This window comes from Segatella albensis DSM 11370 = JCM 12258, assembly GCF_000426565.1.
Taxonomy (GTDB): Bacteria; Bacteroidota; Bacteroidia; order Bacteroidales; family Bacteroidaceae; genus Prevotella; species Prevotella albensis.
In genome coordinates, this window is record NZ_AUFP01000011.1 from 1 (window position 1) to 13,802 (window position 13,802).

Here is a 13,802-nt window from a genome sequence, read left to right on the forward strand (position 1 = left end):
AAACAAGTCCGGAAAAGCAGAATTTATATCATTCAAAACAACTTTTGAACCCATTATGCGGTGTTTTTGAATTTTCAAAACCTATGATTTTAGAGATAGCCAACATAGTCTTTCACCCAATTTTTTGGCCATAACATCCTCTATATAAGTGTTTTAACGTGTTTGTAAAGAAATATTCAAAATTCCCGAATTATGAGGTAAAATCCCGAAAATCGAGGATTTTTTGATTTGATAATGGCGAAATCGTAAATAAAATGAGTGAAAACAAGCCTAAAATCTAAAGCAAAATTATTATCTTTGCAACGAAAATGTAACTACAAGAATATGGAAAGAAAGAAAATCGCATCATTTCTTACTCTTTTTTTTATTAGTATTTCGATCTATGCCCAGTCTTTTGTGAAGAATGATACAGTAAGGGTTGAATTCCACGACGGTATAGAATGGGCATACGCTGTAAAGAACGGCATAGCCGTGGCTGTATCCAACGTGCCAATAAAGACGGATTATGGCAATTTCTATCAGTTGAGAATGGAGATAAAGAACCTCAGAGATAGCTGTGTGTTGTATGTTCCAGATAGTACCTCCGCTTGCATCTATAACAGAGGAAGACAAAAACCTCTCAAGATTTATTCAAGTGAACAATTCCAAAGAAAGATAGAGGTAAATCAAGCTTGGGAGAGTGCTTTGTGGGGATTAGCGATGGGGTTTGATAGAAACTATAACGTGGCGAATTCTATTACAAGTTCAATTCTTCTTAGTGAGTCACAAAGCAATGCGTATAACGTTTTGAATTGTGGATATATGAAAAGGAACACGATACGTCCCCAATCAATTATCACGGGTTTTTTGAATATGAAGAAAAAAGAATTCAATACGATGGTGATTTCGATGCCTGTGGATGATACGGTGTTCTCCTTTGAATGGACTTCAGAAAATATAAGAAGATCTACAGATGATGGCGTCTACTATTGAGCGATGGTTCACGAGTCATCTATTATAATGAATAATCATCATTGGTGATATAATTACATTTTGCAAGATTGCTGGCGCCCCTTGTCGGGGCGTCAGTTTTTTTTATTTTAATGGTTCGCATTTTTCTTTAGGTACGACTCTATCTCTGTATAGATTCAGATTTGTGAAGTTACGATATATATTCTGAACAATATCGAGATAGTTGTTTTTCTTTTCCCCATTTTCCTCCCATTCATGATAGAAAGGTTTTATTGAAACACAATTCTTATGTTCAAAGATTGTGTTCAGCAACGTGCGATCAGAGTTACCACATGAATGCCCCATGATATAGACTTGGAAATAGTCCGACTCAAGGAATTCCTGTAGACGGCGATAATTCATAGTTTCAAGGTATCTTACAGATTTAGTGTACCTTAGCAGCTCGTTGTCATTCTTATCAACGATTTCTTTGTAGTCTTTATCTAGTTCATCCCCATATCCAAATATTATATTTTCAGGTTCTTTGAGTGAACCATGAATGTGAATTTCTTCTATCTCAGTACCTACACAATATAGGGAAGCAGTTTTCGTATAATTAAAATTAAGTAATGTTATACGGCCTAAATTCAACCAGTTATCATTAGACCCCAAAAATATTTCATGGGAATTAACGGAAATATCTTCCTTTTTTGGTGGGCTTACAAATTTAGGAAATATATTAAAGTTCAATTTTCCCTCATTAATATCATTCTCCGTTATTCTTAGATATTCAACTAACTTTTCCTGAAGAAAATGCAGCTGTTCATTTAATTTTTTTATAGCATTTTCTTCTTTTTCTTCTTTTAAAGTTTCTTTTAATAGTTTGTAATAATCTTTTTCAATATCTACCCATTTCTTTTCCTTAACAGATTTTATGATACTAGCCATCAAAGGGTACTCTTTAGGGGGAATAATACATTTATATAAGTTTTCTGAAAGATCTATATCATCAATGGGTGATTTTCCTTTCTTTGAAATTGTGTAAGCGATAAAGTCTAAAGCAGCAATTTGTGTCGCACCACCTTTAATTCGAGGATCTAAATTTTTAAGAAAGCTTTTATAATCACTGAATAGTCTTATTTTATTTTCATATTTATTGTCAAAATTATTTTGAATATATTCCAAATCTTTAAAATCTAATTTTAGTTTACATAAAGGATCTTTAAACTCATCTTCGCCATTGTCCAGAAGTTTTTCAAACTCGGCTTTGTCCTCATCTTTAATTCTGTCAAGATTACCAACTTCTTGAATATAAATCTTTTTTAATCTTTGATCCCAATACCAATTGATGAAATCCTTATAACTTGTCTTAAGATCATGGGCCAAGTCAAACCCGTTTCCTATTAAGATTAGTCTGTTCATTTAAAAATAGAACTTATAAATTGCAAAAGCACTATGCTCCTGCTTCCCTTACAAAGTTACGAAAAATAATAATTAGTTGTATTTATCAAGTGCAAAAATTTCTTGAAGGCCACATATCGCCCCACAAAAAAAATGAGCGTCTAAGATTTGGTTATTTCTGCGATATTTACTACTTTTGCATGACGAAAGATAAAGCACGCATCTTTTTCGATATGATGACAAGCCCGCTGACGCGTCTCCGGACCGTGTGTGGGCCACTATTTATATATAGGTATGTGTGCGAGAAATATCAGTTAAGAAGGATAATGTCGACGATAGATATAAAGATAACAGCGCTATCACATTGCAACTGGAAGGATAACCTGGCACAATTGCAGAGAAACTTTGCCTGTGGCAACGGCGTGCTACTGAAACGAGACCACGACAATGTAGACCCCTCTGCCGTACAGGCCTTCTATATGGGCAAAACAATGGGATACGTGTGCAGCGAACAGGCCTCGCTGTGCTGCGACATCATGCAGCAGAAAGGGGCGGAAACGCTTATCGCGCGCGCCGCTGACTTCGTCGAAAAACCTTATCGCCATTGCCGGGTGATGGTCGACGTGGAAGATGAAAGGATGACAACACAGACCAGTGAGAACCAAATTTATAAAGATTGGTCGTATTCCGGTCCTGTGCTGCGCCTGAACGATGAGATGCAGAATCTGAACTGTGCTTACCAGTATCTGGACTACGTCATACGTGGCGAACTCCCTTGGGACGAGACCGTGGAGGAGAGTTTCAAAACCTTCCTGAAGTTTCATCGTCATTCCTTCAGCGATGAAATCTTCCAATTTCGCATCCGTCTGAGCCGTTGGATGAACAGCAACGACGACCCCCGCGTGCAGCGATGCGCCAGTATCATGGCTACGGAATTCTTTAACCTGCGCCCGCACGAGAATAGGCAATGGGTGATAGATTTCATCAAGATGCTGCCGCATACGGAAGAGTTCCAGCACATGCTGCTGGTGAACGATATACCCGACACGTCGCTGCTGATGAGCGAACTGCAGCAATGTCCCGGCCATCTCTATCGGCTGTTCTATAAGTCGCCCGATGATTTCGCCTCCGTGGTGTATTACCATCATCCCCCACAGAACGTGCTGCGGCGAATGTTCTCCGCCCTTGCCCTGTGTGAGCATTTCCAGCTGCCATACTGCGACGAATCGGTACGATATCAGCAGCACATGGTGAACAATACTAACAACTACAACAACTATGGCGTGGTGAACAATGCCGAGAATGGCGGCGTGGTGAATGTGAAGAGACATTAAGAGAAAGAAAATGAAGATAGAACATTTCGTGAACTATGGCACAATCAACGAGGTGAACGAGGGTGCCGTACAGAACATATATATCAACGACAGCCGTGCGCATGCTGCTGTGCCCGACAAGGAGAAGCATTTCAAGACCGCCGTTAAGGCTATGGTGGAGAAGAACATCATCCACAAAAAGGCCGAATGGGCTGCCGTGAAGCGCGTCCTCGAGGACAAACGGATATACGACAACCTACAGTATACCACCTTTGTGCGCATGCTTGCCGATGCCGATGTACCCGCTGATGTGCTGCCCACTGACAGTACACTGGGCAAGGTGATCTTTAAGAACCGTCCGTTCCCGTCGTGGGAGATTGAGGACAGGCAACCTGATGACGTTCGGCGATTCGTACATATCGCTGAACTGTTCATGCAAGAGTTTGAGCAATAATAATTATTGATATATATATGATTATGCGTGCGTGAGCATGTGTGTCGTAGATTTTTTTGTAGGTGTGCGTAAAGCACGTATGATTTACTTTGTTTCCGATATTCCGGAATTCATTCCGGAGTGTCGGAATTTTTATTTTTCCCCATTTTATCCCCTTATCTTTGCATCGTCATTAAGACAGAAACATAAAAGTTACAAAGATGAGTAAAATTAGAATGAAACTGACGCATGTTCTCCCAGCGCAGACTGGTGTCAGTAAAGAGAACAAACCATGGAAGAAACAGGCCTTCGTCTTCGAAGATCCCGATGTGATGTACCCCAACGTGATCTGTGCCACAATCTTCGGCGAAGACAAGTTGGCCCGCTTCACGGCCCGCGAAGGCGACTTGGTAGATGTAGAATTTGCCTTCTCAGCCCATGAGTTCAACGGCCATTGGTACAACGAAGTAAGAGTAAGAGATTTCAGCCTTGTTACCTTTTGATTAATCTGAGTTGAAGCAGAGAAGAAGAGTTTTCGATATCATTGTGCACACCTCTTCCTTACTTTCTTCTTCTCGCAAAATTCAGTAAAAATGAAAACAAAGAAAACCAACAGAAACAATAAATCATGCCAGCATATCCAGTTGAGTGGTACCGGCGAATTTGACGAAAAAAAGTTTTTCACCTTCAACCCCGACATACCCGTGAACGGTGTCGTCGGTGGATTCCGAAAGCGCGGACACGCACAGCAGTTGACCAATGGCACCTTCTGTTTTGTGGCCGACGAGAAAAGCCATGCCTCACAGGCGTTGACGATCAAGAAACTGCTCCATGGCAGGGTGAGCCTTACCAAACAGGGATATTTCCAGCTCACGTTGAGGTTTCATCTGCCAGAGCCGAGAAGTTTTTCTGTGGCAATGATCAATGAAGCCGCCGAGGCTGCCGAGGCCATCTGCCGTTATTTACGTGAAAACTAATTTGTTGAAAAATATTTAATCGTAAAAATATGAGTTGTTTTCTTATCACATATCAGGATGGCCATAAGGTGGCGCGTCCCGTCACCTCGAGAGAGGAATACCTCGCCCTGCGAGACAGTAAAGAGCAAATACAGAACCTCGCCAAGGCGCGCCGGGGCAACGATGCCGCCAAGCGCCGACTCGTACAGATGAACTATAGTTGTATGCCCAATGCCGACGGCACGCTGAAGGGGGCAAAACAAATGACCACCACCGTGGGAATGGATGTGGACGGACTGAAACCCGAACAACTGGACGACATCGCCGCTAAGATTATCGCCAAAAAACAGTCCCTCGGACTGCTCATGCTCGAGAAGAGCGCACGTCTGCATGGCTTCCATTTGGTGTTCCGCCGCCGACAGAATCTTTCGCAAGAGGAAAATCTGCGCTGGGCAAGTGAACTGCTCGGGGTGGAATATGATAGTGGCGCAAAGGATATTACACGAATATTCTTTACAACAACAAAAGACGATCTGTTGTTCCTCGATGATGAACTGTTCTCCGTATCGCCCACACATGAGCCTGAGCAGAAGAAAGAAAAACCTAAAGTCACCCAGGAAAAGGCTGTGGTGCCAGCGTCATCTGCTCCCGCCGATGCCGAATACGACGAAGCCACCTATGCCGCCATCGTCCACGAACTCGAAAAACTGTTGGGCGGCGTGCCCATGCACGGCAGTCGCAACCAGTTTATCTTTACCATGGCGTGCAATCTGCGCTACATCTGCAATCACGACCCACAATGGGTGGCTAAGGTGCTGCCCGACTACGGAGAAAACAGGGAAAAATGGTACAACTCTATCAAGAGTGCCTGCAACAGAAGTATGACGATACACATGCCGAAGGTGATGAAGCGAGCCATAGAGCGCGTGAAGATGGCACAGGCGAAACCCTGCGACGATGCAGAGGGAACCGATGGAAGCGGCAACGGCAGTATTCCGCCGCGTATGCCCCAAACGTTGCCTGCCATGATTCGACTGCTCGTGTCGAAGACCCCCGACATCTACCAACCTGCCGTGGCGCATGCCGTGTTCCCCGCTTTGGCCACTCATCTGTGGCACACGAAATTCAGATATATCGACAATGTGGAGCACGAGGCTACGTTGATGTGTGTGCTGATGGCTGGCACCGGAGCTGGAAAAAGTTGCATCACGAAACCTATCGACTGCATCATGAAGGATGTGCGCGAACGTGACAAGATCAGTATGGAGAAGGAGCAGGAATGGAAAGATGAGATGAATACTAAGGGGGCTAACAAGGATAAGAAAAATCGCCCCGAGGGCATCGTCATCCAGGAGGTGGATGCTGACATGACCAACGCTGCCTTTGTGCTGAGGATGGCCGAGGCTGAAGATCATTTCCTCTATGTTCACATGAACGAGATTGAGCAGTTCAATGCTCTGAAGGTGTCGGCACGAAGCGACAGTCATTTTCAGATTATGTGCTTAGCCTTCGACCCCGGCAACAGTTACGGACAGACGCGCGTGGGCGTGCAGAGTGTGAGCCGACGCGTGTGTATCCGGTTCAACTGGAACGCCTCTACCACCATCCGCAAGGGACAGCAGTATTTCAGTAAGGTGCTCACCGACGGCCCTATCAGCCGCATCAACTTCTGTACCATCCCCGAACAGGAAATAGGGGCTGACATGCCGATATATGGCACGTATGATGAGCAGTTTGATAAAAGGTTGAAACCCTATATCGACAACCTGAATGCTGCCCGTGGGGTGATAGAGTGCCCGCAGGCGTTTGAACTGGCCAAGAAACTGAAGGAAGAAAATGCCGACTTTGCCCGACTTTCGCAGAGTCGCACCTTCGAGAATCTTTCGTTCCGTGCCAACGTGATTGCTTATCTCAAGGCCATGGTTCTCTATGTGGCAAATGGCTGTAAATGGGAAAGGAGTTTCGAGGATTTCATCCGCTGGAGCGAGCGCTACGACCTTTGGTGCAAGATGCATTTCTTCGGTGACGCCATCGACAATGCCAACGGTGAGGTGCAGGTGAATAAACGCGGACCGCGCAACCTGCTGGAGGAATTGCCCGACACATTTACCTATGATGATGTCGTGGAGGTTAGAAGGCAACAGAATCTTTCGGCCGACAAAACAAGATATATGTTGAACAATTGGAAAACTCGTGGGTATATTGTGAGAGACCCTAAAGGTCAAAAAGATGTATGGGTCAAGTGTAAGGGCAAAACTCATCGTAATCAGTAATCAGTTAATCAATTAATCAGTTTAATCAAATTAATTATGGAAAAGCAAATCAATATCATCCTCCAAAGAGTTCGTAGCACACGCTACGGGCTCGACGGAGAACTCTTCATAAACAATAAAAAAATCTGTGATACCGTAGAAAACACCGCTTATTGCTTGGATGAAGGCGAATATAAGATTGAGTTGAAGAAATGTAAACATCATCTGCGTCACATGCCTGTGATCATGATCAAGCGTCAGCCGGTGTGTGAGGATTGTGTGCTCGCGAAGATGAAGAGTGGTAATATGCCGATGCCGTGTCGGTGTCCTCAGATCACCACAGGCAACGGAATGTGCGGTCATAGAGACGGCGCCATCATCGTGGGCGAAGCCGTCTGCCATGGGGTGGTCATCCACTCGCGTGCCGCCTTCGACAGTGTTTACGGACAAATCATAAAGTATGTGCGGAGAGAGCAGAAGGTGGTGCTCACGATAAAGTAAACGAAAAGTAAAACAATATAAAAGTTGGAATCATGAACATAGATATCTATCGTATTGCCTCTGCTGCTGAATGTTCCCGGCTATGAGGGTATCCGTATCCATCCGGGCAACACGGTGAAGGATACGAAGGGCTGCATCCTTGTAGGGTGGAATATGGAGAGGGGACGGCTCGACGACAGTAAAATTGCAATGGGAATGTTGATGCGGAATCTAAATAACGCAAACAATAAAGGCGAAGCTATCAGGCTTCGCCTCCTTTCGTTGATGACAGATGACTATTAATTTTAGTTCAATTCCCTTGTTTTTTCAAAGAAAAAATATATCTTTGCAACAACCAAAAGATAATAATATGAAAAGAGTGCTAAGACGTAACCATGTGATTTTATTAGTACTGTTCATGCTTCTTGCTTGTAGTATGAATATGGTGGCTAAAGACGGTGTCCTGTATCGTGGGATGCCAAAGGATTTAGTTATTGAAGCTATAGGAAAACCTAGTGCAACAAGTTTTGATCAAAATGAAGAGGTGTGGACTTATATTAAAAGTTCTTTGTCGGAGAAGTATGATAAGGTGATTATCGTTACTTTTGATAATTCTGATAAAGTCGTTAGTTATCAAGAGCAACTGATGCCTTTCGGAGGAATGAGAGAACATACCAAGAGTTTACCTTCTTCATCTGTAAATGTACCGTCGCCATATCGTTTCCCTTTGTCGTATCGCCTAAACGATAAAGAATTCTCTTTACTCTACGGTAAGGTAAAGGCTGTCTCTTTTGATGATGATAAATATGTACTTCTGGAAGTCGCATCTATACGATGCTATTATACATGTGCTCAATGTGCCAAACTTATGAAGTTGTTTAGTTTCGACGACAGTAAGCTCAAGGCTTTGCGCATCATGGCTTCGCATATTGTTGATCCACAAAATGTGTATGTCATTACGGAGACGATGTCGTTCAGCGATAGCAAAGACCGCGCATTAAAGCTCTTGCAAACTTACTGACTTACTGCTTGTAGCTTTAATCTATAAAGCTATAGCGTCATGATTTCTGCAAAATCGTCGATGATATAGTCGGCTTCTGCATCCTCTAGTTCTTTGCGGGTGCCATTGCCATAAGTCACACCACAAGTCATACATCCGGCATTTCTACCCATGAGTATGTCATAAGACATGTCACCAACCACAAGGGTCTCTGCTTTGGTGATAGGTGGGGTGCCAGTTGATGATTTGCGTTGCTCGTTGATAAATTCAATGGTTTGAAGTACTGGTTCCGGTTCTGGCTTGGCGCGCTTCACGTCATCAGCACCAAGGATCAGGCTGATATAGTCATTGAGTTGGAACTCTTTGACAAAAGCCTCAAGAGAAGCATGCCCTCTGCTACTTGCCAAAGTGACGATCATACCCTCATCGTGCAGTTGTCGGATTGTGTCGATGACGTGAGGATAAACAGGAACAACACCAGGTTTATGACTTTCCATGAAAATTCGAGTATATACGTCGGCACATTGCTCTGCCGTCTCGTCGGTCATAGGCATGAGAGCCTTGAAGCAGTCGCGCAGGGGAAGTCCTATGGTAGCAGAACATTCCTGTCGACTCCTTGCAGGCAGTCCCATCTCCGATAGGGTTGCCTGCATAGTACTAGTGATAATAGAATTCGTATCTCCTATAGTTCCGTCAAAGTCTAATATTAGTAATCTGAACTTTTTCCTCATTTCGGTTGTGATGTTATTCGATAGTGGCATTATCTATATCCGCTTGAGCCTTGTCTATTTGCTGAGTGGCTTCATCTATTTGTTTTTCAGCTTTATCAAATTCATCCTCAACTTTGTCGAGTTCATCTTCAGCCGTGTTGTCGGATGACGGTGCCGGATTATTGCTATCTTGTTGGGTGATAGTGATCTTAGGGCTTATAAAATGATTGCGCTGAAAGTTATAATTGATTTTGGGTGTGAAGAGGAAGGTGAATAACATACATATCCAGATGATGATAAGTATATTCTTTTTCTTTGAAGTCATTGGCGGAATACTTCCCAAGCGAGCTTTCTTGTTCTGCTGATGCATATAGATAGGAATACCTACAAGTAAAACAAAAGATATGAGTCGGATGGTATTACGTACGCCACTGTATACGTTGAGTGTCACCCCATCGCCTAAATCAAGTGGCTCAGAGAAGAAAGGGAGTGTGAGGAATCCGAAGAAAGTTAAAATGCTTGATATGAAAGAGGCCAGAACAAGAATTAGAATGATGATAAAGGCAAACTTGAAGAAGGTCGCCATGCATCCATGTTTGACAACAGGGGCGGGGTCGTTTGCTGATTTTACTCCTTCCTGAGAGGGATTCTTCTTGAGCTCAGGGTCTTCTGGGATGATGAGTGCCAGTGCGAGATAAGCGATGAGACCGGTGCCTATGAATATCAGGGAGAACACGACCGCAGCCAATCGCCATAGCGTGACATCGCCACCGAAGTAGCGAGCCAAGCCACTCATCACACCGGCTATGATCTTGTCGTTAGGGTTGCGATAGAAGCGTTTGCCCTTTAGATTACTGAACAGATAATCACTGGATTCCTGTTGATAACTATGGGTGTTGTCTTCTTGTGTGGTGTTGTACTCTTCTCCGGTGAAAGTACCTTCAACCCTTTCGTCACTTGTCGCAGTAGATTCGCCACAGAGTTGTTCCGGACTTCCCACACGACGGATTACTTCGCGCACATTATCTATAGTAACGATACCGTTGCCCGGAGTCTTTACTTCGTTGAGAATCTCAGCGATACGTTCTTCTATATCATTGGCTGTCTCTTCACCACACTGTTGGTATTTCAGTTTGTTATGAATAGCGTTGATATAGTTCTGCAACATATTGTAAGCGTCTTCGTCAATCTGAAACAGGCGGTTGCTGATGTTTACTGTAAAGTTCTTTTTCATGAGTATGGGTGATTTTAATTGTTTTTGAGATAATCGACAGTTTGGTTTAGTTCAAGCCAGACTGCGTTCAGTCCTTCGAGGAAGTCAATGCCGGCTTGGCTGATGATGTAATACTTGCGAGGAGGCCCTTGGGGGGATTCTTGCCACTCATAGGTGAGCAAGCCATCATTCTTGAGGCGCGTGAGTAGGGGATAGAGTGTTCCTTCTACTACAAGCAGTTTGGCATCCTTAAGCCGTTGGATAATATCGCTGGCATAGAATGGCTGATGCTTCAGTAACAAGAGTACACAATATTCGAGCATACCTTTGCGCATCTGGGATTTTGCATTTTCTATGTTCATCTCATTTTGTTTGTCTGATGTTTGTTTAATGGTTCGATGATGCAAATATAAGTGTTATTATAGTACCTTGTATTGCATAGTACTATATATTTATTGTTTTTTAACAAAGAAGCCTCTCTGAGAAATCCCAGAGAGGCTTATCGTTTATGCTTCGATATACGAAGTATTGTTAAGAATTACATGATAACTTCTACCGTATGCTCACCAGTAGTGACAGGAACAATGTTACCCTCTACAGGTTTTCCATCGATGGTAATCTGCTTTACTCCCTTTTGCTTACCCTCAGGGTTGTGAACATTGATAGTGAATTCTGCACCACGGAAACGACGCTTTACGGTATATTCCTTGGCTGTTGTAGGCAGACAAGGGTCGATTTCCAAGCCCTTGTATGATGGTTTGATACCCAGAATGAATTCACTTACGGTATACCACATCCACGCAGCAGTACCGGTGAGCCAAGAGTTCTTGCCTTCGCCAGGACGGAAGGCATCTTTACCAGCTACCATCTGACAGTTTACGTATGGTTCAACTTTGTGCAGAGTCTGATATTTCTCCTCCACGTAAGAAGGTAGAATCTTGGTGTAATGCTTCCATGCATCATTGCCACGTCCGGCAACAGTCTCACCGATGATAACCCAAGGGTTGTTGTGGCAGAAGATACCAGCATTCTCCTTATAACCTTCCGGATAAGAACTGATCTCACCCATCTCTACATGATAGTGAGTATAAGCAGGGTTGTTGAGTACGATACCATGCTCACACTCCATGCGCTCTTTGACAGAGTCGAGTGCCTTATCGCAGAGTCCTTCTTCGAGTCCGATACCAGCCATGGTACACCAGCCCTGGCTTTCGATGAAGATCTTGCCCTCTTCATTTTCGTCAGAACCAATCTTGTTGCCTGCGAAGTCGTAAGCGCGGAGGAACCATTCTCCATCCCAACCGTCTTTCTTCACGGCTGCCACCATCTCGTCGATAGCCTTCTGCATGCGCTCTGCCTCATCGGTCTTGCCAATCTGCTGGCAGAGCTCTACATAATCTTTGGCTGTTACGACAAAGAGACCGGCAATCATGAGACTTTCAGCCTTTGAACCTTCGCTATTGTTCTCTGTGGTCTGGAAACTCTCGTTAGGGTCCCAGCTGAAGCAGTTCAGGTTGAGACAGTCGTTCCAGTCGGCACGGCCGATGAGAGGCAACTTGTGAGGGCCAAGGTTCTTGATGACGTGATTCATACTGATCTTGAGATGCTCGAAGAGTGTAACCTCGCTACCGGGCTGATTATCGAAAGGTACCATCTCATCGAGAATAGAGAAGTCACCGGTTTCTTTGATATAAGCTACGGTACCGAAGATAAGCCAGCATGGGTCATCGTTGAAACCACCACCAATGTCGTTGTTGCCACGCTTAGATAATGGCTGATATTGATGATAGCAACCACCGTCAGGGAACTGAGTAGAAGCAATGTCGATGATGCGCTGACGAGCACGCTCCGGAATTTGATGAACGAAGCCTACGAGATCTTGGTTAGAGTCACGGAAGCCCATTCCACGACCGATACCACTCTCGAAGAAACTTGCTGAACGGCTCATGTTGAATGTGACCATACACTGATACTGGTTCCAAATGTTCACCATACGGTCGAGTTTGTCGTTGCCTGTCTTGGCTACATAGATGCTCAACAGATTGTCCCAATAAGCATGCAACTCGTCGAATGCTTTGTCAACCTTTTCTGTTGTATCGAAATTGGCAATCATCTTTTTGGCCTGTGTCTTGTTGATGACCATGTCGAGACCATCTTTATCAGAGAAACTGCCATCTGGGGCAATCCACTTCTGTTCCTGTTTCTCCTCGACATAACCCAGCAAGAAGATAAGGTCTTTGCTCTCACCAGGTTGCAGCTCAACCTCGATGTAATGAGAAGCGATAGGGCTCCAGCCATGTGCCCAACTGTTGCGAGGCTTGCCTTCGGCAACTACGTCAGGCATAGACTTCTCGCTGTATAAACCTACGAAAGTTTCGCGGTCGGTATCGTAACCCTGAATAGGGGTGTTTACGCTATAGAAAGAATAGTGGTTTCTGCGTTCGCGATATTCTGTCTTATGATAGATTACGCTATCTTCAACTTCAACTTCACCGGTAGAGAAGTTGCGCTGGAAGTTTTCCATATCGGTAGCACCGTTCCACAAGCACCACTCTTGGAAAGACCAAACCTTCAGTTTCTTTACTTCGTTGCCAAGGTTCTTTAAAGTCATCTTCTGAACTTCTCCCCATGTGTGAAGAGGAACGAAGAATAAAACACTTGCTTCAACATCATTCTTTCGACCGGTGATGCGTGTATAACTCATACCATGACGTGCCTCGTAGAAATCCAGTGGGGTGCGGCATGGCTTGAAGCTTGGGTTCCAAACGGTATCGCCATCCTTGATGTAGAAATAACGGCCATCGTTGTCCATAGGAACGTTGTTGTAGCGATAACGGGTGATACGGCGGAATTTGGCATCCATATAGAAACTATATCCACCGGCAGTGTTTGAGATCAATGAAAAGAAATCCTCATTTCCTAGATAGTTGATCCAAGGCCAAGGGGTCTTAGGGTCGGTGATGACGTACTCACGATGTGCGTCATCAAAGTGTCCATACTTTTTTTCTTGCATGTTTGATACTATTTTATGGTTAGTCTTCCTAATTTGATGCAACAAAGATACTAATTTATCAAGAAAATGAATGTGTATTTTTGAAAAAAAACCTTGATAAA

At 43.9% G+C, this 13,802-nt stretch carries 15 protein-coding genes; 9 read left to right on the forward strand and 6 right to left on the reverse strand.

Translation table 11 applies throughout. The annotated features are described in order from the left end of the window. The first annotated feature begins 324 nt into the window (after window positions 1-324). On the forward strand, window positions 325-972 hold the full coding sequence (locus tag K333_RS0107520) for a hypothetical protein (protein ID WP_027452525.1): 648 nt from the start codon (window positions 325-327) through the stop codon (window positions 970-972). A 102-nt stretch (window positions 973-1,074) separates the two neighbouring features. On the opposite strand, the gene K333_RS12950 is transcribed toward K333_RS0107520, so the two are convergent. Then, complete coding sequence (locus K333_RS12950; RefSeq protein WP_024990293.1) at window positions 1,075-2,352, reverse strand: AbiH family protein; 1,278 nt, start codon at window positions 2,350-2,352, stop codon at window positions 1,075-1,077. Window positions 2,353-2,657: 305 nt separating this feature from the next. On the opposite strand from K333_RS12950, the gene K333_RS13160 reads away from it, so the two are divergent. The 4 genes from K333_RS13160 to K333_RS0107545 all read left to right on the forward strand — a co-directional run bounded on the left by K333_RS13160 (window position 2,658) and on the right by K333_RS0107545 (window position 5,054). Further along, a complete protein-coding gene (locus K333_RS13160; protein ID WP_154653010.1) occupies window positions 2,658-3,665 on the forward strand; it encodes a hypothetical protein in 1,008 nt (335 codons plus the stop codon). A gap of 10 nt (window positions 3,666-3,675) precedes the next feature. Beyond that, window positions 3,676-4,098 (forward strand): hypothetical protein, encoded by a 423-nt coding sequence (locus tag K333_RS0107535; RefSeq protein ID WP_024990291.1) that lies wholly within the window; start codon window positions 3,676-3,678, stop codon window positions 4,096-4,098. 200 nt (window positions 4,099-4,298) lie between these two features. Continuing rightward, window positions 4,299-4,580 carry a DUF3127 domain-containing protein gene (locus K333_RS12095; protein ID WP_024990290.1) on the forward strand — a complete coding sequence of 94 codons (282 nt, stop codon included), beginning with the start codon at window positions 4,299-4,301 and terminating at the stop codon, window positions 4,578-4,580. Between the two features lie 90 nt (window positions 4,581-4,670). Then, window positions 4,671-5,054 (forward strand): hypothetical protein, encoded by a 384-nt coding sequence (locus K333_RS0107545; protein WP_024990289.1) that lies wholly within the window; start codon window positions 4,671-4,673, stop codon window positions 5,052-5,054. On the opposite strand, the gene K333_RS13165 is transcribed toward K333_RS0107545, so the two are convergent. After that, the gene (locus K333_RS13165) at window positions 5,051-5,611 is read right to left on the reverse strand and encodes a hypothetical protein (RefSeq protein WP_154653011.1); all 561 of its coding nucleotides are present in this window, start codon (window positions 5,609-5,611) and stop codon (window positions 5,051-5,053) included. The two genes, K333_RS0107545 and K333_RS13165, sit on opposite strands and share 4 nt — an antisense overlap. 147 nt (window positions 5,612-5,758) lie before the next feature. Between K333_RS13165 and K333_RS12100 the strand changes: the two genes are divergently transcribed. The 4 genes from K333_RS12100 to K333_RS0107560 all read left to right on the forward strand — a co-directional run bounded on the left by K333_RS12100 (window position 5,759) and on the right by K333_RS0107560 (window position 8,786). Continuing rightward, window positions 5,759-7,306, forward strand: a complete 1,548-nt coding sequence (locus tag K333_RS12100) for a hypothetical protein (RefSeq protein WP_161624557.1) — start codon at window positions 5,759-5,761, stop codon at window positions 7,304-7,306. Window positions 7,307-7,342: 36 nt separating this feature from the next. Beyond that, window positions 7,343-7,786: a DUF5675 family protein gene (locus tag K333_RS0107555; RefSeq protein WP_024990287.1), complete on the forward strand. Its 444-nt coding sequence runs from the start codon at window positions 7,343-7,345 to the stop codon at window positions 7,784-7,786. 54 nt (window positions 7,787-7,840) lie between these two features. After that, entirely contained in the window at window positions 7,841-8,068 is a 228-nt protein-coding gene (locus K333_RS13560) for a DUF5675 family protein (protein WP_154653013.1), read from the forward strand. Window positions 8,069-8,135: 67 nt separating this feature from the next. Next, the gene (locus K333_RS0107560; protein WP_024990286.1) at window positions 8,136-8,786 is read left to right on the forward strand and encodes a DUF4476 domain-containing protein; all 651 of its coding nucleotides are present in this window, start codon (window positions 8,136-8,138) and stop codon (window positions 8,784-8,786) included. A gap of 29 nt (window positions 8,787-8,815) precedes the next feature. Here the strand turns inward: K333_RS0107560 and K333_RS0107565 are convergent, their stop codons facing one another. From K333_RS0107565 to K333_RS0107580, 4 genes are all read right to left on the reverse strand, one after another. Next, window positions 8,816-9,496 carry an HAD family hydrolase gene (locus tag K333_RS0107565; protein ID WP_024990285.1) on the reverse strand — a complete coding sequence of 227 codons (681 nt, stop codon included), beginning with the start codon at window positions 9,494-9,496 and terminating at the stop codon, window positions 8,816-8,818. Between the two features lie 13 nt (window positions 9,497-9,509). After that, on the reverse strand, window positions 9,510-10,709 hold the full coding sequence (locus K333_RS0107570) for a PspC domain-containing protein (protein WP_024990284.1): 1,200 nt from the start codon (window positions 10,707-10,709) through the stop codon (window positions 9,510-9,512). A 14-nt stretch (window positions 10,710-10,723) separates the two neighbouring features. After that, window positions 10,724-11,050, reverse strand: a complete 327-nt coding sequence (locus tag K333_RS0107575; protein ID WP_024990283.1) for a PadR family transcriptional regulator — start codon at window positions 11,048-11,050, stop codon at window positions 10,724-10,726. Between the two features lie 176 nt (window positions 11,051-11,226). Then, window positions 11,227-13,701, reverse strand: coding sequence for a GH36-type glycosyl hydrolase domain-containing protein (locus K333_RS0107580; protein ID WP_027452527.1), 2,475 nt, complete (start codon window positions 13,699-13,701; stop codon window positions 11,227-11,229). Window positions 13,702-13,802 lie beyond the last annotated feature (101 nt).

Bases quoted from the DNA above. Each gene is read 5' to 3' on its own strand.
- K333_RS13165 (WP_154653011.1), bottom strand. From the start codon at position 5,611: ATGTGTGGGCGATACGGAGAACAGTTCATCATCGAGGAACAACAGATC.
- K333_RS0107555 (WP_024990287.1), top strand. From the start codon at position 7,343: ATGGAAAAGCAAATCAATATCATCCTCCAAAGAGTTCGTAGCACACGC.
- K333_RS12100 (WP_161624557.1), top strand. From the start codon at position 5,759: ATGCACGGCAGTCGCAACCAGTTTATCTTTACCATGGCGTGCAATCTG.
- K333_RS0107565 (WP_024990285.1), bottom strand. From the start codon at position 9,496: ATGAGGAAAAAGTTCAGATTACTAATATTAGACTTTGACGGAACTATA.
- K333_RS0107535 (WP_024990291.1), top strand. From the start codon at position 3,676: ATGAAGATAGAACATTTCGTGAACTATGGCACAATCAACGAGGTGAAC.
- K333_RS0107520 (WP_027452525.1), top strand. From the start codon at position 325: ATGGAAAGAAAGAAAATCGCATCATTTCTTACTCTTTTTTTTATTAGT.
- K333_RS0107570 (WP_024990284.1), bottom strand. From the start codon at position 10,709: ATGAAAAAGAACTTTACAGTAAACATCAGCAACCGCCTGTTTCAGATT.
- K333_RS0107560 (WP_024990286.1), top strand. From the start codon at position 8,136: ATGAAAAGAGTGCTAAGACGTAACCATGTGATTTTATTAGTACTGTTC.
- K333_RS0107580 (WP_027452527.1), bottom strand. From the start codon at position 13,701: ATGCAAGAAAAAAAGTATGGACACTTTGATGACGCACATCGTGAGTAC.
- K333_RS0107545 (WP_024990289.1), top strand. From the start codon at position 4,671: ATGAAAACAAAGAAAACCAACAGAAACAATAAATCATGCCAGCATATC.
- K333_RS12950 (WP_024990293.1), bottom strand. From the start codon at position 2,352: ATGAACAGACTAATCTTAATAGGAAACGGGTTTGACTTGGCCCATGAT.
- K333_RS12095 (WP_024990290.1), top strand. From the start codon at position 4,299: ATGAGTAAAATTAGAATGAAACTGACGCATGTTCTCCCAGCGCAGACT.
- K333_RS0107575 (WP_024990283.1), bottom strand. From the start codon at position 11,050: ATGAACATAGAAAATGCAAAATCCCAGATGCGCAAAGGTATGCTCGAA.
- K333_RS13160 (WP_154653010.1), top strand. From the start codon at position 2,658: ATGTCGACGATAGATATAAAGATAACAGCGCTATCACATTGCAACTGG.